The following is a 24950-nucleotide window of genomic DNA, read 5'->3' as shown; positions in this document are numbered from 1 at the left end:
ACACATTTTTGTCATCATTAATAAGGATTTAGGTTAATAAAATTTAAATGCCTCAAGATACTTAATGTGTTGGTTTTTAGCATCTTGAGTAACGAGGAGATGTGAATAATCTCAGTTAAAGAGTAAACACAATCTTCGCTTTGTATAATCACAGAGCCTTAATCTGTGTAAACCTTATCATTTAAATTTTTAAAAATGAGATCATCATTTTTAAAATTAACAGCGGAAAAGTAAATCCTGATTAATGAATACGGAAGGATATGAGTACAATTTAGGTTATGCTATTGTACAGCCAAATTATTTTTTTATTTCTCAAATAGCGAATTTACATAGGTGATGGCCCAAATAAGCCTCTTTGGTAATCTTGATATGCCTGAGCTATTTCTTCTTGGGTGTTCATCACAAATGGGCCATGCGCTACTACAGGTTCATTTAGAGGTTTTCCAAAACCTAATAATAATAAACTATCTTCGTCAGCTATTATGTTAAGGGTATCACCATCATTATTAAATTCGGCCAGTTTTAATGCCCCCACTTCGGTGTCATTAACTTTTAGAGTACCATTGATAACATAAAAAAATATGTTGTTATCACTAGGGATAGTAATGGAATACTGAGCGCCCAATTTAAGCTTTATAGTGGCTAAGTGTACTCCTATTTCGTTTTGGAATGGAGCCGTCTGACCTTCCCATAAACCAGAAACAGGTTTTATTTCTATGTTATTATTGTCAAGTGAAATGGTACTTATTGCATCATTTTGTAGCCCTTTATAAAATGGCTTGGTCATTTTGTGTTGTGCTGGTAGGTTAAGCCACAGTTGTAAAATTTCTAAAGGACCTCCATTCTTTTTAAACTCATCAGAAGAAATTTCAGCATGAATTAAGCCACTGCCTGCGGTCATCCACTGCACCCCGCCAGCTTTTATAACGGAGTTTTCTCCACTGCTATCAAGGTGAGCAATATCTCCATCAATGATAAAGGTTACTGTTTCTATGCCACGGTGCGGGTGTGGGCCAAATGGCAATCCATTGTTGTGCGGAGGGTAGACCTGAGGTCCATGGTGGTTGAGAAATAAAAAAGGGTCTATGTAGTCTATCGAATGTGTTGGAAGTGCGCGGTAGGTTACTAAGTCTCCAATGGGAGAGTTTTCAGCACGGTGTATTTTTTTGATAGTCCTCATATCTCATTTTTATTCAAAGCTAAATAATCTAAGTTTAAACATCAATAGGGGCTTACGAATTGTCGGGCTTCAAACTGATCCAAACCATAAATGGTACCATTATAATTGCATCAGTAGGCAAATTGTGAGCCTTGAGCCACTCCTTATCTAGATAGCCGTGCTTTTCGGTGTTAATCTCATCTATTTTATAGCCTATTTTTTTCAGCCATTCATCTAATAGGTATATATCATGCTTAACCATCAGTTTGTTTAGAAGGGTGTGTGCATTTGGCTGAATCTTTTTTGTTTGAGTAGAAGTCCATGCGGGGTCTTCCATTTCAGCTTGTGCTAGCCGATTGGTTACATCCCTATACTCTGTGGGGTAGCCAGGTGTAATACCTTCAAGGTTGATGCTTATTAGATCAGATGCAAAACTATATATTGAGTCTATGGTGGGCATGTATTCATTAAAATTCTCCTTTTTATCTATATGGATTTTAAGCCATTGATAAGCCTCACTATCATCTTCTTTGCTGAAGATAAGCCTTACATTGTTTTTGGTAAAGTAAAGGTCTCCGTAAAGGCTGTCGCATTTTATGCTTTGCGCGGTTGTGATACCTGTGCTAAAAATGAAGATACCGACTAAGACAAGTTGTAGTTTAAAAATATGACTGACCATATAAAATGAATCTCAAAAAATAGTGAAAATGATTTCTTCCAGAAAGATAGAAATAGATTTGCAATAAACCTATAAATTTTAGGAGTCAGGTTGCGTGATTTAATACTTCAGTTAACTTTTAACTTATGATAATTATTGAGTTTACCTTGGGGTAATCTAAGTTATGCTCCACTAAAATGTCTAACTCATCTTTTAAAATAGGTGTTTATGGTATTTGTCTTTCTCTTTCAAGATAATATCACGGTTTTCAGTGATGTTTAGAAGTATGCTTATCTACAGTTTTGCATTATCATTAAAGAAATAATTTTTTAAAGGTTAAGGGGCTGCTAATTATTCATAATGTACAGTGGCTTTAATGGGATGTTACGAGCTGCTTAACTGAAAATAGAAGAACAACTATATTATGAAAATGAGACAGATCAGTTTATTGGTGCTAATGCTATTGGCTTTGGTGAGCACAACTTTTGCACAAAACGATGATATTAATACTAAAGTAACTTTGAAAGTGAAGTTGAATGATGATGAGGATTTCCGAGAGTATGAGGTGAATAATATCAATTACTATTATTATGCTGAGTCTTACAACACTACAGAAGAGAAATCTGTAACACCCATGGTAGGTTTAGATTTTATAGTAACGAATACCGCTGATAAATATTTATTAGAATGGGTGGCGGATAAAAATGCAAATGCAGTAGGGTCTATTGTAATACAAACTGCAGAAGACGGTAAAATTATAAAGGAAATAGAGTTTGAAGGGGCCAAAGTTACGGCTTACAGCGAATCATTCAATACTGGTTCTTCTTATAGCTACGGAACACAAATGAGTGTGAGTGTAAAATCAATTTTTGTCAACCGTGTTAAGATGCTTTAAGTATTTTAATACATTTTTTGGGTAGGTTGAATAAAAACCTCCAAGTGGCATAAGGATAGTAGTCACTTCGGAGGTTTTTTTATTTTTGGTGGATCATATTCTGTTCGAAAAAATGAGTAGTGTTATGCTCACGCGAGAAGCCCTCAAATAGCTGTGTAATATCACTTTCGTGAATGAGAGTAATTTAGATTTCTAAACGCTCCGCTCTATCTTTTAAATGGTTGTGTATTATTCTTGGATATGCCTCAGCTTCATCGGTAATTTCCTTTAATGTTGCAGATTCGTTTTAGTGCCTATTTTTTCACCATTTTCAATATTTTCTTTATGCTTTTCTTAATGACTAACATGTGGGGGATATGTCGCAGACAAGCAATATTTTCATTTGGTTTTAAGATCAATATTTAAGAATACCTGTATTCAGTGATGATAAACTCCGTAAAAGCGATGTAACTTTACTTAAAATAAGATTATATGAACTTCTGGAAAATCTCAATTATCGTTTTTGTCATAATTATCAGCTTGCCATTGGTGTTTGTTCTTTTATTTAAAGCAGGCATGGGGGTGTTGCACATATTTACGGTTTCCGCAAAGCAGGCAAAGAAAGAGTTGACGGAAATAATAGAGGAAAAGCATCAGGCTGCATGGAGAATAACAAACATAGAGCGTTTTTTTAATGAAGGGAATATGAACCCTAATATGTTTTATGTGGAACTAGAAACTGTTGACAGCCCGCATATTGAGTTTGTGGTGTTTTGGGACGCCAAGCTGAAGGAAGAAAGGAAAGCTTGGGACGGTGAAGAGTATACCTTGCAAGGTGAATATAATAGGGCATATGAGGAATACTTGAAAAAAGAAAGTATCAAACAAGCTATATGCGTTGAGGCAGAGGTAGCGCTTCTGAGTTACTGGAGTATAGAATTGAAGTTAGATATAGATCCAACGGTAGCGGAAATGCGTGAAACCACCAAGGTGTTAAATCAACTTTACCTAGATGAAATGCAGGAAAAAAGCGATTATATGAATCTGTTTTTTACTTCTAATCAAACACCCGATAACTTGTACTACACCCAGTTATACAAGCAACCCATGGATGAGCCTTACATATTTATGAATAGGTTAAGTAAAGATGCCAAACTTGAGGAGGTGGTGACAAAGAGCAGAGCTATATTGAAGGAACATTTAGCGGCAGAGCATAAAACATATAATTTGGATGATTATCTGTATGATGTATGGCTTAATCAAGGCAATATAAATGAGTTTTATGGAACCTACCAAGTAACTATGCCTACTGTGGAGGGGGATGTGCGGCCGGCCACTCAGGAGCTAAAAGGTTGGATGCTGTTTAAATATGATATGGAGACAGGTGAAGTGCTTCATTATGAATTTATAGCCGGTGAAGAGAAGGAATCGCACCAAGTGGTAAAACTCATTGAAGCCCAAATACCTCAGGTTTACCACTATCCGGTAAAGGCTAAATAGCTAATTTTTTAAGCGTAGCAGAGTAGTTTATGCTTCTATTATTGACTGTAATTTCATTTTATCTTAATAGCATAGTTTCTAGTATTAATTAGCTAATATTTCAAGATTAGATTACTCAAATCTAGTTGTTAAATGCAATTGTTTTATAAGTGTATAAACGCCCCTTAAAATGCAGTTTTTGAGCTGATTAATGTCATTTATTTAACTGATGAGCATAGGCAAACAGGGCTGGTGAGGTCTCTAAATTTGCAGAACACTTGTATTAACAAAACGGAATAACCTATGACTACTAAATCTATAGACACGGCCACTGTAAAAGTGGTGCAGTTGAGCTATGGTCGCTGTTTAAGTGACGGAAATGTAATACAGACATTTTATGATAAGTTTCTGGCTGCAGATCCAGATGTTAAAAAACAATTCGTAAATACCGATTTTCAAAAACAGTATAATTTATTAAAGCATGGCATTAATTTAATGATCATGTTTGCTTCGGCTAATTTTGTAGGAGAAACAGGGCTTAAGCGTATTCAGCATACTCATAATAGGCAAAACATGAATATTGACCCACGGTTTTACCCCTTATGGAAAAAATCATTAATAGAGGCCGTAAAAGTGCATGATAAGAAGTTTGATAGGACTGTAGAGAAAGCTTGGGAAGATGTTTTGCAGAAAGGAATAAGTTTTATAGTAGAAGGCTATTAAAAAAGTCGTTTTTCAAACATCTAGCGTACAGAACCTTGATAAACTGCATTAATTATTCTTTAAATGACGATTAAAGTCGTTAATGATTCAAAATAGTATTTTAACTGAAAATGTAGCCTCGGAATTTGTGTTTCGGGGCTATTTTGTGTGATTTTATGACTCCTTGTCACTTTGTGTGATTTGCATTTTTGGAGGGGCATTTACTTAACTTTGGGCGAAATAATTCAACCTAACCCAAATAATAAGTAAATGAAAAAACGTTATGTGACAGCTATATTGCTGTCTTTTTGTTTTTTATCGGGTAAAAGTCAAACACCCGTAAAGGTGGGAGCTGGCAGCTATGCATCGTTTCCTCCAGAGTCAGAAAATACTGATGGTAAATTGTACAATTTTGTGTACGACAAAACTATCTATGTTTCTGATAATGAAATCCGTCCTATCCCTACCAATGATTGGTGGACAGACCTTATAATAGAGCAGTATGGTGGTATGCTTTGGGCTTATCCTATGGCTGTAGATCCCGAGAGCTATGGTCCTCGGATCTATTACCCAATAGAGTTTATTCCTGAGGGCAATAACCTACAGTACGGTGGTAGCCTTGAAATTAGTGCCGAAGGCTATAATCCTGATAAGGCCATAGCTAAAGACTGGAACGACTGGGGCGTGGTAATGGAAATGCCTGATGAAACTTCTGGCAAAGACATGGAGGTAACTTTTGCTCACGGTATGCCATTTATATGGATAGAGACTAAGCAATTGAACCCTGAGTTTTCTTTTGACAGAGGAGCTACTTACCTCACCGAAGCTGGGGAGCCAGCTGAATTTCCTATCAATGAGTCATTTGTGATACAAACTGACGGTCGTTATTTAGGTGTTCACCTTGATGGAAGCACAGAGGCGGTTATCGAAGGTCAGCAATATGTTAAAATAGACCTAGGGAGTGTGCAGCCCATCAATCAAGTTCATATACTTTGGGAAGCTGCATATGCCTCTGGTTATGCCATACAGGTGTCTGATGATGACGTAAATTACACTACTGTTGCTGCTGAAATTAATGGTGATGGGGGAGAAGATGTCTTAAATGTAGATGCGTCTGGCCGCTATGTAAAGGTAGCCTTGTCAGAAAAGGGCACTTCTTACGCTTATTCCATTTGGGAAATGGAGATTTATAGTGGTGATGAAGTTATCTCTACAGGCCAGCCAGTAGAGGTGACATCAGTACAAGGCAACTATCAAGGAGAAGCTTTAAACGATGGTAACTCGGGTACACGATGGGCGGCTGATCCAGAGGTAAAAGAAAGATTGGTATTAAACACCAACAATAGTAATGATGCTTATTTTGTAGTTTCTGCTTTGTCGAATCCACAAGATCTTACAGAGTTTGAAGGTTTTGCATTTAATAAGCCTGTAAACACAGAGGTAGCGTATGATTACGATGTGGCTTTGGGTAAAGTATTCGTTGATTGGAATATTGAAGCAGAAAACTTAAAAACTGGTGCTGAAGGTGAAGTGATGCAAGGTTTTATCCCTCACCTCTATGCTAATGCAGATAACAATATTGCATTTACGGATCATGATTATGTTACACCAAGAGGAACTATGAAAACTGCCATTGGCAACCATTTCTCTTTTGTATATGATTTTGGAGGTATTTTACCTTCTTATAACTCTCCTTTTAAAAATGAGCAAGATGCCAATCCTTATAGTGCTGATGTGATGTTCGATTTGTTGACGACCTTCTCTAAAAAGCAAAACTATGGAGGGGATACTTACTGGGGAGGAAAAGATCTCGTAAATTTTGCTAAGTATACTTTAATGGCAAAAGAGCTCGATCACCAGGCTTATGAAGCTTTAAAAGCAAAAACTAGAGACGCTTTAGTGAATTGGTTAACTTATACGCCAGGGGAAGAGGAGAAATTCTTTGCAAGGTATGATAGATGGGGCGCTTTGGTAGGTTTCAATGAGTCTTACGGCTCATCTGAGTTTACTGATAACCATTTTCATTATGGTTATATCGTTTATGCTGCAGCTTTGTATAGTATGGTTGATCCTGACTTTTTAACAGAGTATGGAGATATAGTGAAGCTTGTAGCTAAGCAATATGCTAATTGGGATAAGTCTGACACTTTTACTCCTTATTTTAGAACATTTGACCCTTGGATAGGGCACAGCTATGCCGGAGGAACTAGTTCATCTACTGGTAATAACCAAGAGTCTACTTCTGAGTCTATGCAGTCATGGATAGGTTTATTCTTATTGGGAGATATGTTAGATGACGAGTCTATCAGAGATGCAGGCGCCTTTGGTTATATCAGTGAGTCAACAGCTATACTTGAATACTGGTTTGACTGGAAAGAGCGTAATTTACCTGCCGCTTATCCGCACAACATGGTAGGTATTCTTGCTAATCAGGGTTTTGCTTATGGTACATTTTTTAGCGCAAGCCCTGTTCATATTCACGGTATTCAATATTTACCTGTTAACCCTGGGTTCAAATATTTGGCTAAAGACAAAACTTGGGCTGCACGTGAATATAATGACATGATGGTTGAGTCCGCAGCTATCGATGGTCATGAAAACGAAACTGATTTCGGTGATGATTGGGCGCAAGTGGCATTAGGTTTTAGGTTGTTGTTTGATCCGCAGTATGTGGCTGCATTTATAGATGATAACCTGAAGTTAGAGGCTAATGATGAGCATTACATCATGGATTACGAAGTATCAGGGATGACCTATTTCTATACTCATGCTAATCAGAATTTAGGTGATTTTTCATTTGTATATCGCACTAACTTTCCTTCAAGTAGTGTATTTGAAAAGGATGGTGAGTTTAGCCATGCAGTGGCCTATAACGCCACGTCAGCAGCTAAACAATGTGAAGTATATGATGCCAGTGGCAATGTGGTAGCAGCTTTCAATGTGCCTGCACATACATTGACCACTTTCCCTGAATTATCAGATAACGGTCAGCAGCCAGACGGATGTTACAACTTATTGCCAGCCACTGCTACAGCTTCTTCTGGAGACGCTTCTGCTGCTATAGATGGCAACAGAGGATCACGATGGGAAAGCGCTTTTGAAGACCCTCAGTCTATTACGGTAGATTTAGGTGTGGTATCTCATGTAGATAAAATTACATTGATATGGGAGGCTGCCAATGCCAAAAATTATACTTTGCTAGGTTCTGTGGATGGCGAAAATTGGGAAACAATTGCCGAAATGGAAAATATGGCCGAAGAAGAGAGGACTGATGTTGTAGATGGCATAAGTGCTGATTATCAGTATATTCAAATGTATGGAACGGAAAGAAATACACCTTATGGTTATTCTATATATGAAATTGAGATATGTGGAGAAGTGGCGGCTGCGCCAATAGTAGCAGGGGTGAAGTTGCCTGCAAAAATTGAAGCTGAAGATTATATAAGCATGCAAGGTGTGCAAGCAGAGCTTACTGCTGATGCCGGTGGAGGTGAAAATTTGGGATGGATTGAAGCTGGAGACTGGATGGAATATCAGGTGAATAGCGCTGAAGATCAAGACTACCAGTTAGATTTGAGGGTGGCTAGTCCAGATGAAACAGGAGTTGTTGAGGTGCTAATTGATGATGAATTAGCTGCTGTAATAGATGTGCCGTTCACTGGAGGGTACCAAGCTTGGGAAACGGTTTCGGCTCAGTTAAAAGTGTCAAAAGGGCTTCATATAGTAAGGGTAAAGGCAGCAAGCGCTCCATTTAACCTTAACTGGATAGCATTTGCTGACGTTACTTCAGCAGCAAGGTTATCTGCAGAGCAAAGCGTTAATGCATCTATGAGTGTATTCCCTAACCCTGCAGATGATGTATTGAAAGTGTTATCTGTTACTAATGATGAAATTACAATTATTAACTCGAGAGGAGAGGTGCTGATTAAGCAGCAAGGAACGAAAGGTGTTAATAATATTGATGTTTCTGGCTTAGTTCCTGGCATTTACTTGGTAAAATCAGGAAGTACTGCACAGAAGGTAATCATAAAATAATAAATACAAAGCATGTAGTGTGAGGGGCGTCTGTAAAGGCGCCCTTTTTTTATGATATATTGTGGTTATAGAGAGGCTTCAATATTTTTCTATCAATGTAAAAAGTGCCAAATGGCACAATACAAGCGATTAAAACTTTCCATGTGGTTTCTGTAAACTTCCAGTTGTATTCTACCGCTACACTAATGGTGTTGATAATGTAGAGGAGGAAGAGTGCCCCATGTATTGGGCCGAGGTTAGCCGATACAGCGTCATAACTGGCCAAGTGTTTAAGTGGTACGGCTACTAGTGTTAATATTAATAAAGAAGTGCCTTCTAGCATTCCTATAAGGCGTAACCTACCTATTTTGTTAGATAATAATGTGTGCATAGTATTAGAATAGTCTGAAGTAAGGGCGTGATGCTAATGGAGAAAATGGCCATGGAATAGCTAATAGAATAATGAATAAGGCAATAGCATAATATATCGATATGGTTTTGAATTTGGCCTGGTCTGTTGATTCTCTTTTTGCTTTTGCGCTACCTACAGTGAGTAATACAATGGCGCCTATCATCATCACTAAATGATCAATACTAAAGAAAAAAGGATCGTGAACGGCTTGATTAGTAGTATGCCAAAAAAGCTTAACGAGAGGACTTTTGGTGTAAAGTAATATACCAATCATAAGCTGTATGTGTGCTACAGTAGCTGTCCAGTGCCTTAATGCATTGTCTCTTTTGGTGAATGCAGATTGCTTTTTAAGTGCTACTAAGCTGTTGATAATGCTCCATACAAGCATAATTAATACCAGCCAGCGCACTATTGAATGTATTGGTAATAATGTTGAATACATGTCTATTGAATTGTTTTGAACAAATCTACCAAAAACATACTAAGTAGTATGTTTTTGATTAAAAAAATATTATAAAGTTTCCAAATAGCTCTTGAAGGAGGTAAGGTAGCTTTGATAAGCGCTAAATCCACTAATTTTACCTATGTTTCTGATGCCATTGTAGCCTGAGAGAATAAATAAAGCTGCTCCATTGGTGTCTGTTTCCTGTTTAATATTCATTGAAGCTTTTCCTTGCTCAAGTGTAGCGGCAATGGCATCGGCCCAATTATTCATAATTTGGTGTAGTTCGTTTTTGAACATCTCATTGAGCGGAGCCATTTCTTCAATAAGATTTACGGCAGGGCATCCATACCTTACGTCAAACATTTCGGTATCCATTAGCAAGCCTTTCATCATTTGGTATATTTCTGTTTTGGCATCGCTGGCCGCAAGTAGTGGTGTGGTCATATGCTTTTTCATGCCCGGTGCCATGATCTCTCTTATCAAAGCCACGCCCATTTCTTCTTTGTTTTTAAAATGATAATAAAAAGCGCCTTTGGTGACCTCTGTAGATGCTATAATTTCGTCAATGCTAGTTGACTGATAACCTTTTTTATAGATTAATTCAAAGGCTTTAGTGAGTATGGATAGACGGGTTTTAGATGCCTTAGACATTGGTACAAAGGTATCCTATAAATATAACTTATTTAATTTTACTTATATAAAATTTTGGTTATTAGTAAGGCTTATTTGATGTTTGTACATTGAAAAAACATCCTAAATACAGTAAAATGGCTAATTACCCAGTTATCGGAAGATTTTGCATTTCATCGATATAAGTATAGTGTAATAGCTGAGTTTTGCCCTACTTCGCAGTGCGAACAAAGAGGTATATTAAGATTCGGAACATGGCCGTTGGTCATTTATTGGCCATACAGACAAAATTTTTTAACGGCTGTTGTAATATGTGTATTTGATTTTTTAAAAGACCTTTTACCTCAAAAGCCGATTGATTAATTTCAATCGGCTTTTTTTATTTCTTAAAATACTACACCTTCTATTGGGGCAGGTTTAATAGGTAAATTTTGGTTGTCGTACATCTCTTTTAGGTTCTCTTCTATGGTGAGGCTTATGGCCGTTAGAGGAGTGTCATCCATTCGGTTTTCAAACGGGTCTTCTGTGCGTTCTCCAACTTGGTCTAATGCAAGAAATACAAAATTAATCACTAGCGATAATGGAATATTCATCCAGCCCAAGTCTTCAATAAAAGCAAATGGAACTAATGTGCCGTGTAAGTAGACAAATACTCTTGAATAAAAACTATAAGGGCGTGGTAGCGGAGTGTTTTTTATTCTTTCGCTCATCCCTTGGTGGTTGTTAAATTCAATTAAGGTTTCGTCTAACCTCACAAATCTATAATCAGATATCCATCCTTTTTTGTAAGCTTTTTGCAGGTCATCACCTTGCATTTTTAGCAAATAGTTAGGAGGATTTTTAGTATTCATTACCGAGTTATACTCTTCGTTTGAAAGAAAAGATTTTATGTCGGAGTATCTATTGCTGTGTTCTATAAGTTCTTGAACACCATTGTCGTTATAGTCGTGTTTTATCCTTAGAAAGACACGAAGGGCGTGTACAAAGGCTATGTGCCTGTATATAACTGTCTTTTTCCATTCTTCTAATTCTGTAGAATGATTATTTTCTGAAGTAGTAAAAGCTAGTGAAATCACTTCTCGTGCCCATGCTCTACTGTAGTTAACTAATTTACCCCATATTTTGCGTGCTTCCCACCATCTATCATATGCGTTGTTATTTTTAAAACCAAGATATATAGCCAGTGCTGTACTTAAAGTGGCCACAGCGTTAAAAGGAATGCTTATCCGCTCTAAATCAAACTCTACATGAAGTACATATACTAGTAGGGATAAAATCAGAAAATAGAGCATGCTTTTCCAGGTGTAATGGAGTACATACTTCCATTTTAAATTTCTCGATACTATCATAAATTAAGATTTGGTGATACTTTGAATAACGCCAAAGTGATAGTATAGTTATGTTTTGTTTTGATGAAATATGAAGAGGAGCTATTATATTTTGAGTGTAGTTTGCTTAGCTGTAGCCTCCCATCAAATCTGTTTTTTCTGAAATCTTCTTTATAATTAAGTCCAGATCATAAGCTTCTCCTTTGATATGCTGAATAATCTGTTCTATATGAGAAGGCATTTCTCCTTCATTCTCCAATATTTGAATTAAGCCCATTAAGCGTGCTAGCGGAGCTCTTGTTCTATGCGATTGTAGCCATGCTATATCCTTTAGGGCGGAGTTTTGCTTCTTTATTTCTCTCAATTGGTTGCGAGATGAGGTAACATCAATGATGGCGCCAACAGACCTAATAGGTTTGCCATTTTTGTCGCGTATGATGTAGCAGCGGTCAATTACATAAGCGGTATCACCATTGATTTTCTTTACTCTATATTCTTTTTGCCAATGATTGCTGGCTGGGTCCGATAATGTTTCATGGATGTGGGTCCATACTTCCTCCATATCTTCAGGAAGAATAAGTGAAAACCATGAGTTGATTTGTGCCACATTTTCTTTTAGCTTATATCCAAAGGCTGCTTCATAGCCATCTCCTCGTACAATTTCATCAGTAACATGGTCCCAATCCCATATCATTTCATTGGTAGCCTTCATGGCCAATTCAAATCGTTCTTTACTTACTCTAAGCTGGTTTTCATATTCCTTAAGCTCTGTAATGTCTTGTATGGTTCCTTCTATAAGGTAGGGTTTGCCATTGTCATCATGTTTGAAATTCATATGATGATATACCCACTTGATCTTGTTTTGGGGGGTAATGATTCTATTTTGAAATTGTATATCCACATTATCTTTAGGCATGTGATTGTGAATATCCAAAAAATGGCGGTCTTCAGGGTGAAACGCATTTTTAATGGAATCCATATTGGGTTTTACGTCAGGGTCTAATTCATAAATTTTATAAACCTCTGTAGTCCATTCCGCATATTCTTCGTCTAGTCTTTTAGACCAATATCCCAGATGAGCTATTTCTTGGGCTTTATGAAGCCTATGGTATGCCTGTCTTAAATCTAACTCTACTTCTTTTTGTTCTGTAATGTCTTTTCCTACTGAAAATATTAGTTTTTCTTCTTTTTTTAGTTGCGATTGCCAGAGTAACCAGATGGTTTTGCCAGCCTTGCTTATGAATCTAAATTCGCTATGTTCACTGAATGTTTCTTTTTTAACGGCATTAAACCGCTGGGTTAACTTTTCTTTGTCTTCGGGGTGTACATATAAGATGGCCGATGTGTTAAGTACTTCGCTTTCATCATAACCCAGCACCTCATGAAATGCCTTATTGACTTTTTTAAAGTTCCCATCAAACCCAATGATGCACATCAGGTCAGTAGAGATATTAAAAAAGTTGTTAAATATATCTTCCGCAATTTTATGTTTCAGCAATGAGGATATCTGCTGTCCGGTACTTTTTAATATATCTTCCCAGTTGTAAAATTCATCAGAGGTTTTTCTTGCTCTTAGAATGAATAGGCCTAATAACTCACTGTTGTGTGAAAGAGGTATGGTTATTTTCTCTGTTAATTTCCAATCTTGCAGCTGCTGTGTGTGGTTAAGGGCGTCTAAGGCTTTGATGTCTGTCCAGTGGTCAGCGGTTATGGGCTTTCCCGCAGTCATGGTGTTCATCTTTGGGAGGTTGTCGTAAAAGTCATTTAAAGCAGGTTCGGCTACTGCCGTGCCCATAAGGTTAAGCATGGTTTTATCAATAGATGAGATCCATATTTCGCAGGTTTGCGCTTGTGTAGCTTCTACTATTAGTTGGCAGGCATCTCTGAGTCCATCTTCTAGGTTTCCTGGTTTGCTTATGGCATTAGAAAGTGTAAGTAAAAGCTTTTCTTCTAGTTGTTGTGTAATAATGCTAGTAATATCTCTTACTGCACCAATGAGCCTCACAGGTTTCCCTGTGGCATCTCTTACTATGTAGCCAGAGTCTATAACCGTGGCATATTGTCCGTTAGCTTTTCTGAATTTATAGCGCTGAAAACAATGGGTACCATCTTGCAGATTGAACTTTTCCTCTAAAGAAGAGAGTACCCTTTCTAAGTCATCAGGATGGATGTTGTTTTTCCAAAAAGTGCTGGTATTGATCTCCGCTTGGTCACTGCTGTAGCCGAAAATTTTCTCTAATGATTCACCCGTTCTTATAACAGTATTATCAAGCAGATCCCAATCATAAATATGGTCTTGAGAGGCTTTTGCGGCCAGTTGGTACCGTTGGTTAGCCAGCTTCAGCTCTTCTGCATGCAAAATATCTTTAGTTACATCATGCGAAGTAGTTATTATGCCATGCACAGTGGGGTCATGCAGTAGGTTATTGAGCTTCGTTTCTAGCCATCGCCATTCTCCATTGGCATGCTTAAACCGATAAGGAGCTATGGTGGTGTTTTTGTTGCCCTGAATTTGCGATATGGTTTTTAATACTCGAGGTAAATCCTCCTCGTGTATATAATCAAATGCATTGAGGCTAATGAATTCCTCAGGGGAGTAGCCTAGCATGCTCATAGATGAAGGGCTTACGTAAAGGTAGTCTCCATCTTCATTAATTACAGCAATAAGCTCGAGGCCCTCTTGTAAGAGTGTCTTAAATTTATTCTCACGCCTTTGAAGCTTTTCTAGAATACTTTTTTTCTCTATTACACGGCTAATGTTAGAGGTGAAAGTTTCTAAAAATTGAATTTCGTCTTTGCCCCAATGGTATTTTTTATTGTATACCTCTATTCCAATAAAGCCCTGGAAAATAGCTTGGTTAAAAAGAGGAAAAATGGCTACTGAGGCACAATTTTTAGTGACTACAACCTCTAGTTCTTGTTCTGGGTGTTTAATCAGGTCTTTGACCACCACTGATTTGTTTATAGATAGCTCATGCTTGAGGTTTGGAATTTCATTGAGTCGCAGCTCTTGCTCAATATGAAGTAGAGGTTGGTCAATGTTAGTCCAATTGTAGTTCAATTTAGAGCACCAATGTTGTGCTTCTATTTGGTATTCATTCTTATAATAAAATATTCGATCTACTGTTAAGGTCTCTCCAATTATAGCAAATGATTCTTGAATGGCTTTTCCCCAATCTTTTTGCTCAAGAAATAAACTATTGATGGTTGACAATGCAGCGAGAAAGTTCTTGTGTGTTACTAAGCGACTGCTTTTTTCTACCACTTCGGTGATGTTAGCTGCTATTACAATTTCAGCCTTATCTCCGGTCCAGTCAATGGGGTTGCACGAAACCCGTACATACAGAATATTGCCTTGCTTATCTCTGTGCCTGCAAATGCCCGGTTTGCACCGGTCTTTATCATTGTTTTTAGTTTTTTTGGTAGAGTAAGGCTTTAACTCATGCACTGTCATTTGAAGAAATTCTTCCTCAGAATACCCATACTGCTCTTGTGCTGCCAAATTAACTTTTAAAATGGCGCCACTCTGCACACTGTATACCCACATAGGAAGTGGGGTGAAATCAAAAATTTCACTGTATCCATCTTTTTTATGTACCTCTTTTTCTTGACTTAATTTTTTCTTCATTAGCAATAACAGGCTTACCATGAGGTGTTATTAAATTATAAAAAAAAAGTTAAAAATTTAAATCAATTTGTAGGAAAGGTAGAATCCTGTGAAGAATGTTTTATACCTCGTTATAGGTTAGGTGTTGTTAGGCTTTTGGTTGTAAGTATTTGATTGTTAATTCATTGTGTGTTTTAATGTAGCATGTTCAGCTTTATTATTGCTACAGCAGTGCTTGGGTATGCATAAATTAAAGCTTCTTGTAGCCGTTTTCATTGATAAAGACCTTTCATATTTCCAGAGAGTTTGAGGAGCATTCTTCTTATACTCATCATAATTTACTGGCATTAAAAAAAATAAATGGATTCCTGCTCAATGCAGTGGCCAAATGATTTCTGCATAAGTAGAATTGCCGCAGCGCTTTAACTTTAGGTAATCGCTATTCTATTAGATAGTTTGTATTTATGAGTTTTATTGAACTGTGACAGGGGAGGGGGAAGCATATTTCACCTTTAAACATTCTGATCTTTTCTTACTAGTGTTTATGCTTATTTCATTGCTATCATTCTGCCAATAAATTTTCTGGCTATTATATTTCTTTAGTTAAAATTTCGTTCAAAATCGAAAGTTAGTGGCGTTAGGAGACGTTACTGACTTAGATGCAATAATGTTGTATTTATTTTGCAACAATGTTGCATTTATGAAATTAAGTAATTATGTTTGATCATATAAATACAAAGATGATTTACGATGCAATGATAATAGGAGGCAGTTATTCAGGACTTTCATCTGCCATGGCTTTAGCCAGATCAAAAAGGGAAGTTATAATCATTGACAAGGGGGAGCCGTGTAATCGGCAAACCCCCTATTCTCATAATTTTATTACTCATGATGGAAGTAAGCCCTCGGCTATAAATACTTTAGCTAAGGCACAGGTTTTGGCTTATCCTACGGTTAAATGGGTAGATGGTGAAGCGGTAGTTGTTACTAAACAAGGAGAGCTTTTTAAAGTGGAGTTGTCTACTGGTGAATCGTACGAAGCCAAGTATTTGCACTTGGCTATGGGTATAAAGGACCTGATGCCTGCTATTGCTGGGTTTGCTAAGTGTTGGGGAATTTCGGTAATACATTGTCCGTTTTGTCATGGATATGAAGTGAAAGATACTAAGACTGCTTTTTTTGGTAATGGAGAAGTAGCTAGGCATATGGCTCAAATGCTACTCAACTGGACTAGTGACTTAACTATACTTACTAATGGCAAGGCTGATTTTAGTGAAGAAGATTTAGCTTATTTTTCTAAAAGCAGAGTGAGGATTTTTGAAGAGCCTTTAGCGGAGATTCAGCATACTGATGGATATATGAAAAAGGTGCTGTTCAGTAATGATAAAGCAGAGAGTTTTAAAGCTATGTATGCACATGTTCCTTTTACACTACATGGGAGTATTCATGAGCAACTTGGCTGCGAGCTTAATGACGATGGTTTAATAAAAACAGATGAAATGAGGCGTACCTCAGTAGAGAGGGTGTATGCTTCTGGAGATACAATCACACGCATGCGCAGTGTGGCAAAAGCAGTTGAATCAGGTCAGATGGCCGGAGTTTCAATAGTTAGGGAATTAATTTTTGGTTAATGCTAAAGGTTAATGATTGAAAAAACCCCTTTTAATTAAGGGGTTTTTAATACTACTTTACCTACGGTTTTCCCTCTTTGAAAATCGTGAATGGCATGATGCATATCCTCGAAATCAAATACATGTCCAATATGCTGTGGCGCTATTTTTAAGGCTAATAACTTATCTAGGATGCTGTGTAGCAATTCATTTCTGTCGTATAAGTGAATGAGGTTAAAGCCCATTATGGATTTATTGTCTGTAGGAAGTTTCATGGGGTCAATTTTAGGTCTGGTTAAGTATTGCCATAATAGCCTTGGGTAGTTAGGGGTGTAACTATGGCTACTAAAGCTGGCTGAGCCGTAAGTTACCATTCGGGCCATAGGAGACATAGCTTCCCAGCTTTGATGTAAAATACGCCCTCCTATACACTCCATGACCAGCATCAAATCTTCATTGTTCAATGCTTGTTGGAGTTTTTTATCAAACATGTTGTCCCTTACAATAACCTTATCATAACCTTCTTGGTGTTTTAAAAGGTCAACTTTACTGGCATTGCCCACTGTGCCTATTGTTTTTGCGCCTAGTTTTTTACAAATTCTATTGGCTAAAATGCCTACTCCACCGGCAGCACTGTGTATAAGCACGGTCATATCTTTTTGCAAGCCACCAAGCACCACTAGTCCATAATAAGCAGTAAGCCCTTGTACTATAAAGCCCGCTCCTTGGTTGTAATCCCAACTTTCGGGTAACGCTACCACATAATTTTCATTAATGTTGAGGTGGGTTACATAACCACCAAATTTTGTAGCTCCCATTACACGATCGCCCACATGCCACTGTGTTACACCTTCTCCAATAGCACTGATGATGCCACTAAACTCTAAACCTGGAATAAATTCACCTTCGGGTGTAGCACTGTATAAGCCCTGCATAGCAAAGATATCTGCGAAATTTAAACCTATAGCTTTTACAGCCACGCTTACTTCTCCAGCTTCTGGTGCCGTTAGTTTTTCTTCATGTAATGTAAGGTTTTTTATATTGCCGGCTTTATGCATCTTATAAACTTGGCGATCTATCATTTTTGTACTTTAGAATTTAGGTTAGTAGTCATTAATTATTTTCTCACTTCATACGCAATGTGCTGAAGTGGTGTGAGGTCAAATATTGTATATCAATATTATTAATCTGCTAATTTGAATATAATGGTTTTAGTGTGGCAGATAGTGCTCACATACTTTTTCAAGTGTAATTAACAAAATTAACTTTAGGAATAGAGTTAATATGTACTATGATATTTAATTCAATGAGAAGAGAAAGGAGTAGCAGTTGTTTTAATAAATAAGCTAAGTGGTTGGATTTGAGTACTTTTTGGTGCTACATTTTAGTAAGGGGAGGGGTAAGAATAGTTTTTAGCTAGTATTAACCTTAATGTAGTAATGAAGTAAGGCTGAATAAATTAGATAAGTTATGTGTTAATTATGGCAGTAGCGTGGTATGGCTACTGCCATTTTATTATTAATAGAAAAATGTTTCTGTAATAATCTTTCCTTGAGAAACCTCAAATACTGCAATTTCAATGAGGTTTTGCCTTAGTCCGCTTTTGAAGGTTATATCTCTGCCCATAGCTACGCTAAAGTAGCTATCAGCAATTACGGGTTCGCTACAATAACTTCCGTGAAAAGTTTCTATAGTAGCCATTCGTGCTTTAGATTTAGCCAGCACATTTTCAAGGCCCTTGGTTACGGTGGGCACTCCGTTAGCTTTGGCGTGCTCCGGTTCAGTACACACTATATCTTTACTGTATAATGTTTCATAAATGGAAGTTACATTTCCTTCTTGTATCCAATTGTAATACATTTTCGCGATTTCTTCTGTTGTTTTTTGCATCATCTATCATTTGTTTTTTACAAAACTAATAGCACCATACTGTATGATCGATGCTTAAAAGTGTTGTATTTTTGCTCAATAGTGTTAATTCGTATGGATGTATTAAGTAGTGTTATTGAGGCTTGCGGTTTGCAAGGGTTGATATATGATAAGGTGAGAGTTGCTGGAGCGTGGGGCATAAGTATGCAGGAAGATAGTAATTCACAGTTTTGGAGGTTAGTAAAGGGCAGTTGTGTCTTAGGGTTTGATGATAATGAAGTTTATCAGCTCAATGAAGGTGATTTAGTTTATATCGCGAACGGTAAAGCCCATTGGATCGCCAATGATGTTAAAAGTGAGCGGGTTCCGGCTCAGGCTTTCGTTGCAGCCAATTTAAAGGCAGCGCCTATGTTTCAGTCTGGAAATGATGAGGTAGTTCTCATAGGTGGGCATTTTAATTTTGATCCCGATTTTCAACACCCGTTTATCAAAGCTTTGCCTAAGTTGGTTCATGTTAATAGGTTTGAAACTGAAAATCAATTATTACTAAAGCAAATTGGAGGTATTATAGCTGCAGAGCTGTCGCATCAGAAGCCAGGAAGTCATTATATATTGGCAGGTTTGGCTAAAATGGTTTTTATTAATATCATTCGTGCTTACTTGGATCAGGAGCAGCAGACGGGCTTTTTGGCAGCTCTTTGTGACCCTCAAATAAGTGAGTCAATACAGTGTATGCATCAATACCCTGAGAGAGGTTGGAATTTAGAGGGGCTAGCAAAAAGTGTGGGCATGTCTCGGTCAGTTTATTTTAATAAATTTAAACTACTTCTTGGAGAAACTCCCATGAACTATCTTACCTCATGGAGGATACGTAAGGCGCAAGGCCTGTTGTTAAAAGGCAAGGAAAATGTAGAAGATGTTTCTGCTATGGTAGGTTATAGCTCAGTAGCGGCTTTTACAAGGGTTTTTAAATCTAAAGTTGGGCTTACGCCTGCCAAATTCAGGATGGTGAAATCTGCATAAGCTTCTGTTTAGTTCATTTTTTGTCTAAAGGCATTAGGAGACATATTCATCTTTTTTTTGAAAAGCTTATTGAAAGATTGAGGATATTCAAAGCCGAGTTCAAAGGCTATTTCTGCTATGGAAAGGTCAGTGGACAGAAGTTTGGCTTTTGCTGCTGCTATAAGGTGGTCTTGTATATGTGATTTGGTGCCTTTGCCTGTTAGCGACCGCAGCATGTCGGTAAGGTAGTGTGGGCTAAGGTTTACCTTGTCTGCAAGGTATTCTACCGTTGGAGTGCCATGATTTAAGCCAGTATTAGAATTGAAATAATTGTCTAGTATGGTTTCTATTTTTATGAGCAGATCGCTATTAACAGCCTTTCTGGTTATAAATTGTCGTTGATAAAATCTGTTGCAATAATTTAAAAGAAGATCAATTTGCGAGAGGATAATATTCTGCGTGTGTTGATCTATGTGTTGATATTCCTGATTGATTTTTTGAAATATTTCAATAATGTAAGTCTCTTCTTTTTCTGATAGGTGCAAAGCTTCATTTAAAGCATAGGAGAAAAAACCATATTTCTTAATGTTAGTCGCTAGCGGATGGTTTAGAATGAAGTCTGGATGAAACATGAGCGCATAGCCTTCTCCCGCTGATTCTGATCTTTCGGTCTCTGCTATTTCAATATTGTGTACTTGTCCTGGCCCTATGAAAATCATTGTGCCTTTATCAAAATCATAGTATTGTTGGCCATACTTAACCTTTCCTGGTATATTTCTTTTTAGTGAAATGTTAAATATGTTGGTAGAAAAACGCTCTCTAAGGTATATGCTCTTAAGGTCTATATCTTCAATAGCTATTACGCTGATCAGCGGGTGCTGTGGTGCGGGCAAGTGTAACTTAGCATGAAATTCAGATATGGAGTTGATGTTTTGCATGGCATGGTAAAAGTATTAAAGTCAATTGATCCATTCAATTGACTTTAAACGATTTTACAGATTAAAATTAGTTTTAATTTCTTGCCTATGCTTTTCGCTTCCTATTTCGGCATGTCTGGCAAGTATGGTCTTCGCATCTTCTCCAGCTGCATATTTGATTAGGTCTTTTTCATCATTGACGGCTTGGTACACAATACTAGCTATTTGCTCAGGAGAAGAGGCATAGTTCATCATCTCAGCGGTAGTGTTGAAAAGCTGATCTTCCAATGTCTTGTATGCTGGCATGGTGGCTTTGTCTAGCGATCTTCCAATGAAGTCAGTAGCTATGGCACCTGGCGCTATCGTTTTGATTTTAATATTATGCAGGCTTAGTTCATAACTCATAGAAGAAGACCATCCTTCCAGTGCAAATTTAGAGGCATGATAGATAGAGTGCAAAGGAAAGGTGATGGTGCCTCCTATAGAAGTGGTAGATAAAAATAGACCCTGCTTCCGCTGTCTAAAATGCGGTATAAAAGCTTTTGTTACCCTGATAACGCCTATCAAGTTGGTGTTGAGCTGTGTTACTATTTGCTCATCGCTTAACGCTTCTAAAGTGCCCATAAGGCCGTATCCTGCATTGTTGAATACCACATCTACCTCGCTTATGTCTAGGGCTTTGGCTACGGTGGCTTCAATTTGACTAGGCTTGGTAACATCCAGAGGTAGTATAGTTATACCCTTTAATTGGGTGAGTTCTGTTTCCTTTTCAGGAGCACGCATGGTAGCTATTACGTTCCAGCCCTTCTGATGAAATAAAAGTGCAGTTGCTTTTCCTAATCCTGATGAGGCTCCGGTTATAAATATCGTGTTTTGCATTTTCTCTTAGTTAATGTATGGCAAAGTAAAATCTGCTGTACTGCATAAATGTTTCCAAAGCGTGTTTATGGTTGTTCATTTCGTGGTTTATGGCTGTAGTAAACCAATTAAAAGGCCTCAGCTAGGATAAATGTATTATTTACGTTAATAATTTTTTAAACCTGCTATTAATATTGCTTAACTAATTTAATTAGAGCAAATTTGATTTATGACATTACAATATTTTACCCCCCGTTTATATAGGTTTTTTCATAAAAGGCATTGGCTAATCATTATCATAATTATGGTTAGTAGTATGCATATGAAGGCTCAGAAGATGCCTGAATGGCAAGATCTTGCTGTTTTGCATCAACATACGGAGCAGCCTCATGCTACCATTATACCTTATCCATCGCAGCAGGCTGCTATGGCAAAAGGTGAATCTGACAGAGTAAAGTCGCTGAATGGTATATGGAAATTTAAGTGGTCTCAGAACTATAAAAACAGACCAGAAAAATTTTATACTACAGATTTTAATACCTCTGATTGGGCTGATATACCGGTGCCGGCTGATTGGCAAATGCATGGTTATGGCTATCCCATATATACTAATATGGACTACCCTTTTCCTGTAAACCCTCCTTTTATTAATACAGATTTTAACCCAGTAGGCTCATATAAAACTACTTTTACGGTACCCGATGGGTGGGGTGAGCAGGAGGTTTTTCTTCATTTTGCAGGCGTTAATTCAGCTTTTTATTGCTGGGTAAATGGCCAACTGGTTGGTTATAATGAGGGCAGCAAGACTCCAGCTGAATTTAACATCACCAAATATCTTCAAAAGGGAGCTAATGATATAGCTGTGGAAGTGTACCGATGGAGCGATGCCAGTTATCTGGAAGACCAAGACTTTTGGCGCTTAAGCGGTATAGAAAGAGATGTTTATTTGGTGGCAAGGCCTCAAGTGCATATTAGAGACTACTTTGTGCATGCCACTTTGGCTAATGATTTTAAAGATGGTGAGTTAGATGTGGAGTTAGAATTATCAGGGTTGCCTAAACGCGTAAAGGGAAATCAGCAGGTGGAGATTGTCCTATTTGACCAACAATATAATGAACTGATAAAGAACCAAATTAATTTGTCGGATCATAAGAATGGACATTTAAAATTAGGCGGAGAAATACCAAGGGTACAAGCTTGGTCAGCAGAGCACCCTAATCTTTATAGGCTAGCTATTAACCTGAAAAATGGTGAAGGAGAAGTGGTAGAATCGGTTACAGCTAAAATTGGATTCAGGTCTGTGGCAATTGTTGATGGGCAGCTTTTAGTAAATGGTCAAACTGTGTTGCTCAAAGGTGTTAATAGACATGAGCACGATCCGCGTACGGGACATGTTATCTCGAGAGCGTCCATGATGAAGGATATTGAGCTATTTAAGCAAAATAATATAAATGCGGTAAGAACTTCACATTACCCTAATGACCCTGAATGGTATGCGCTATGTGATGAATATGGTATTTACGTGATAGACGAAGCCAATATTGAATCTCATGGTTTTGGGTACGATGAAGACAAAACGCCAGCTAATAAGCCTGAGTTTTTGGCTATGCACTTAGATAGGATGAAAAGAATGGTAGAAAGAGATAAAAATCATCCATCTATTATTATTTGGTCTATGGGAAATGAAGCTGGAGATGGTCCTGCTTTTGTAGAGGGGTACAAATGGATAAAGCATAGAGATTCATCACGAGTGGTGCATTACGAAAGGGCTGAGCGAGGTCAAAATTTCAAAGAAAGGCATACTGATATTATCCCATGGATGTACGCTCGTACTTGGGGTATAGAAAAATATTACGAGGGGCATTATCCCGATCGTCCTTTTATCTGGTGTGAGTACTCTCATGCTATGGGTAATAGTAATGGAGATTTGGTAGATCTGTGGGATTATGTACGCGAGCACAAGCAGGTGCAGGGAGGGTTCATCTGGGATTGGGTGGATCAAGGATTGATCAAGAAAACTGATAAGGGTGAGGAGTTCTGGGCTTATGGAGGCGACTTTGAGCCTGATAGTGTACATGATGACAATAACTTTTGTCTTAATGGCTTGGTTAACCCCGATAGAAGTCCGCACCCTGCTTTATTAGAGGTAAAGCATGTATATCAAGATGTACATTTTAAGAAAACTGAAAAGGGCGTAGTGGAAGTTTTTAATGAAAATTTCTTCACCGATTTAAATGAGTATAGTATCCAGTGGGAGCTATTGGAGGATGGAGTTGCTGTTAAAGAAGGTAAGGTAGCTAATTTCAACCTTCAGCCTCAGCAGAAAACTATTCTCGAGTTGGATATTGATAATTATGGCTTTCAGTTAAACAAAGAATATTATTTGAATTTATATGTAAGCTATAATGAAGATAAGCCTTTTCTATCTGATAACTATGTAATTGCCAGTGAGCAGATTTTGTGGCGAAAGGCTGCTGACAGAGAAGAAGAACAAGGGGAAGTAAAGGGGAAGATTAAGGTTAAAGAAGATAGTAAGAGTATAAACGTGATTGCTGGTAGTGCTAATTTTACGTTTGATAAAGTTACGGGACAGGTAGCGGTAGCTAGTGATGGTGGTAAAATCTTATGGAAAAGAGAGCCGCGCTTTAATTTTTGGAGAGCACCTACTGATAATGATTTTGGGAATGGTATGCCAGAAAGATGTGCCGTTTGGAAATCAGCGACTTATCATCAGCAGGTTACTGGTGTTGAAATGACCAATAAAACGAAGCAGTCAATAACAGTAAATCAGAAAATTGAATTTGAAGGGCTGAAATCTACGGGGCAAATAGTTTACACTATAGGGGTGAATGGAGATTTACATATTGAGGCGCTATTTAATTATAAGGATGAAAGCTTGCCAGAATTGCCACGTTTCGGAGTATCAATGTTATTGCCAGACTCATATGTGAATGCCAACTGGTACGGTAGAGGGCCTCATGAAAACTATTGGGATAGAAATTCTTCAGCATTTGTAGGCCGCTACAGTAGTAGTGTTGATGGTTTGTCATTCTCTTATATCAGACCGCAAGAAAATGGCCATAGAAGTGATGTGAGGTGGCTTAAATTAAGAGATGAAGATGGGGATGCTATCCATATATTAGGAAATGCTTCATTTGGATTTAATGCTCAGTATAATTTGATAGAGGATTTTGATCCTGGGGTGAAAAAGGCTCAAAGGCATTATTATGATATTAAGAAAAGGGATTTATTAGAACTGAACCTTGATTATAAAATGTCAGGAGTAGGAGGGGATGATAGTTGGGGGGCTCGTCCTTGGGATAAATATACTTTACCTGCTCAATACTATTCTTTTAGTTTTGATCTTAGGTTTGAGTAATGGTAAA

General features: G+C 37.6%; 18 protein-coding genes. 7 read left to right on the top strand and 11 right to left on the bottom strand.

The genetic code is table 11. The features are described 5' to 3' along the window. Positions 1–325: 325 nt before the first annotated feature. Both ACXACQ_RS19565 and ACXACQ_RS19560 read right to left on the bottom strand, forming a co-directional pair. Positions 326–1180: a pirin family protein gene (locus tag ACXACQ_RS19565; RefSeq protein ID WP_474977678.1), complete on the bottom strand. Its 855-nt coding sequence runs from the start codon at positions 1178–1180 to the stop codon at positions 326–328. A gap of 52 nt (positions 1181–1232) precedes the next feature. Continuing rightward, positions 1233–1838 (bottom strand): hypothetical protein, encoded by a 606-nt coding sequence (locus ACXACQ_RS19560; RefSeq protein ID WP_474977677.1) that lies wholly within the window; start codon positions 1836–1838, stop codon positions 1233–1235. Positions 1839–2247: 409 nt separating this feature from the next. Between ACXACQ_RS19560 and tssD the strand changes: the two genes are divergently transcribed. From tssD to ACXACQ_RS19540, 4 genes are all read left to right on the top strand, one after another. Continuing rightward, a complete protein-coding gene (tssD, locus tag ACXACQ_RS19555) occupies positions 2248–2712 on the top strand; it encodes a type VI secretion system tube protein TssD (RefSeq protein ID WP_474977676.1) in 465 nt (154 codons plus the stop codon). Positions 2713–3183: 471 nt separating this feature from the next. Then, positions 3184–4191 (top strand): hypothetical protein, encoded by a 1008-nt coding sequence (locus tag ACXACQ_RS19550; protein WP_474977675.1) that lies wholly within the window; start codon positions 3184–3186, stop codon positions 4189–4191. Between the two features lie 282 nt (positions 4192–4473). After that, complete coding sequence (locus tag ACXACQ_RS19545) at positions 4474–4893, top strand: globin (RefSeq protein WP_474977674.1); 420 nt, start codon at positions 4474–4476, stop codon at positions 4891–4893. A 249-nt stretch (positions 4894–5142) separates the two neighbouring features. After that, entirely contained in the window at positions 5143–8907 is a 3765-nt protein-coding gene (locus ACXACQ_RS19540) for a glycosyl hydrolase (protein ID WP_474977673.1), read from the top strand. A 49-nt stretch (positions 8908–8956) separates the two neighbouring features. Here the strand turns inward: ACXACQ_RS19540 and ACXACQ_RS19535 are convergent, their stop codons facing one another. From ACXACQ_RS19535 to ACXACQ_RS19515, 5 genes are all read right to left on the bottom strand, one after another. Beyond that, positions 8957–9277 (bottom strand): DUF3817 domain-containing protein, encoded by a 321-nt coding sequence (locus tag ACXACQ_RS19535; protein ID WP_474977672.1) that lies wholly within the window; start codon positions 9275–9277, stop codon positions 8957–8959. A 4-nt stretch (positions 9278–9281) separates the two neighbouring features. Continuing rightward, positions 9282–9740 (bottom strand): hypothetical protein, encoded by a 459-nt coding sequence (locus tag ACXACQ_RS19530; protein ID WP_474977671.1) that lies wholly within the window; start codon positions 9738–9740, stop codon positions 9282–9284. A gap of 69 nt (positions 9741–9809) precedes the next feature. Beyond that, the gene (locus tag ACXACQ_RS19525; protein WP_474977670.1) at positions 9810–10394 is read right to left on the bottom strand and encodes a TetR/AcrR family transcriptional regulator; all 585 of its coding nucleotides are present in this window, start codon (positions 10392–10394) and stop codon (positions 9810–9812) included. Positions 10395–10759: 365 nt separating this feature from the next. After that, positions 10760–11722, bottom strand: a complete 963-nt coding sequence (locus ACXACQ_RS19520; protein ID WP_474977669.1) for a bestrophin family protein — start codon at positions 11720–11722, stop codon at positions 10760–10762. 106 nt (positions 11723–11828) lie between these two features. Beyond that, the gene (locus ACXACQ_RS19515; protein WP_474977668.1) at positions 11829–15329 is read right to left on the bottom strand and encodes a PAS domain-containing protein; all 3501 of its coding nucleotides are present in this window, start codon (positions 15327–15329) and stop codon (positions 11829–11831) included. 695 nt (positions 15330–16024) lie between these two features. Here ACXACQ_RS19515 and ACXACQ_RS19510 point away from each other — a divergent pair. After that, entirely contained in the window at positions 16025–16939 is a 915-nt protein-coding gene (locus ACXACQ_RS19510; protein ID WP_474977667.1) for an NAD(P)/FAD-dependent oxidoreductase, read from the top strand. A gap of 35 nt (positions 16940–16974) precedes the next feature. Here ACXACQ_RS19510 and ACXACQ_RS19505 read toward each other — a convergent pair whose 3' ends face one another. Both ACXACQ_RS19505 and ACXACQ_RS19500 read right to left on the bottom strand, forming a co-directional pair. After that, the gene (locus tag ACXACQ_RS19505) at positions 16975–18000 is read right to left on the bottom strand and encodes an alcohol dehydrogenase catalytic domain-containing protein (RefSeq protein ID WP_474977666.1); all 1026 of its coding nucleotides are present in this window, start codon (positions 17998–18000) and stop codon (positions 16975–16977) included. 436 nt (positions 18001–18436) lie between these two features. Then, positions 18437–18811, bottom strand: coding sequence for a SnoaL-like domain-containing protein (locus tag ACXACQ_RS19500; RefSeq protein ID WP_474977665.1), 375 nt, complete (start codon positions 18809–18811; stop codon positions 18437–18439). 90 nt (positions 18812–18901) lie between these two features. Here ACXACQ_RS19500 and ACXACQ_RS19495 point away from each other — a divergent pair, with 90 nt between their 5' ends. Then, positions 18902–19810 (top strand): AraC family transcriptional regulator, encoded by a 909-nt coding sequence (locus ACXACQ_RS19495; RefSeq protein WP_474977664.1) that lies wholly within the window; start codon positions 18902–18904, stop codon positions 19808–19810. An 8-nt stretch (positions 19811–19818) separates the two neighbouring features. Here ACXACQ_RS19495 and ACXACQ_RS19490 read toward each other — a convergent pair whose 3' ends face one another. Then, positions 19819–20727: a helix-turn-helix domain-containing protein gene (locus ACXACQ_RS19490; RefSeq protein WP_474977663.1), complete on the bottom strand. Its 909-nt coding sequence runs from the start codon at positions 20725–20727 to the stop codon at positions 19819–19821. 54 nt (positions 20728–20781) lie between these two features. Beyond that, on the bottom strand, positions 20782–21585 hold the full coding sequence (locus ACXACQ_RS19485) for an SDR family oxidoreductase (protein ID WP_474977662.1): 804 nt from the start codon (positions 21583–21585) through the stop codon (positions 20782–20784). 283 nt (positions 21586–21868) lie between these two features. On the opposite strand from ACXACQ_RS19485, the gene lacZ reads away from it, so the two are divergent. After that, positions 21869–24943, top strand: a complete 3075-nt coding sequence (gene lacZ, locus ACXACQ_RS19480; protein WP_474977661.1) for a beta-galactosidase, LacZ type — start codon at positions 21869–21871, stop codon at positions 24941–24943. Positions 24944–24950 lie beyond the last annotated feature (7 nt).

It is taken from the genome of Fulvivirga sp. AWR4_260, assembly GCF_056158185.1.
Note: the sequence above shows the minus strand (reverse complement) of the source record. Positions and strands in the feature narration are given on the sequence as shown.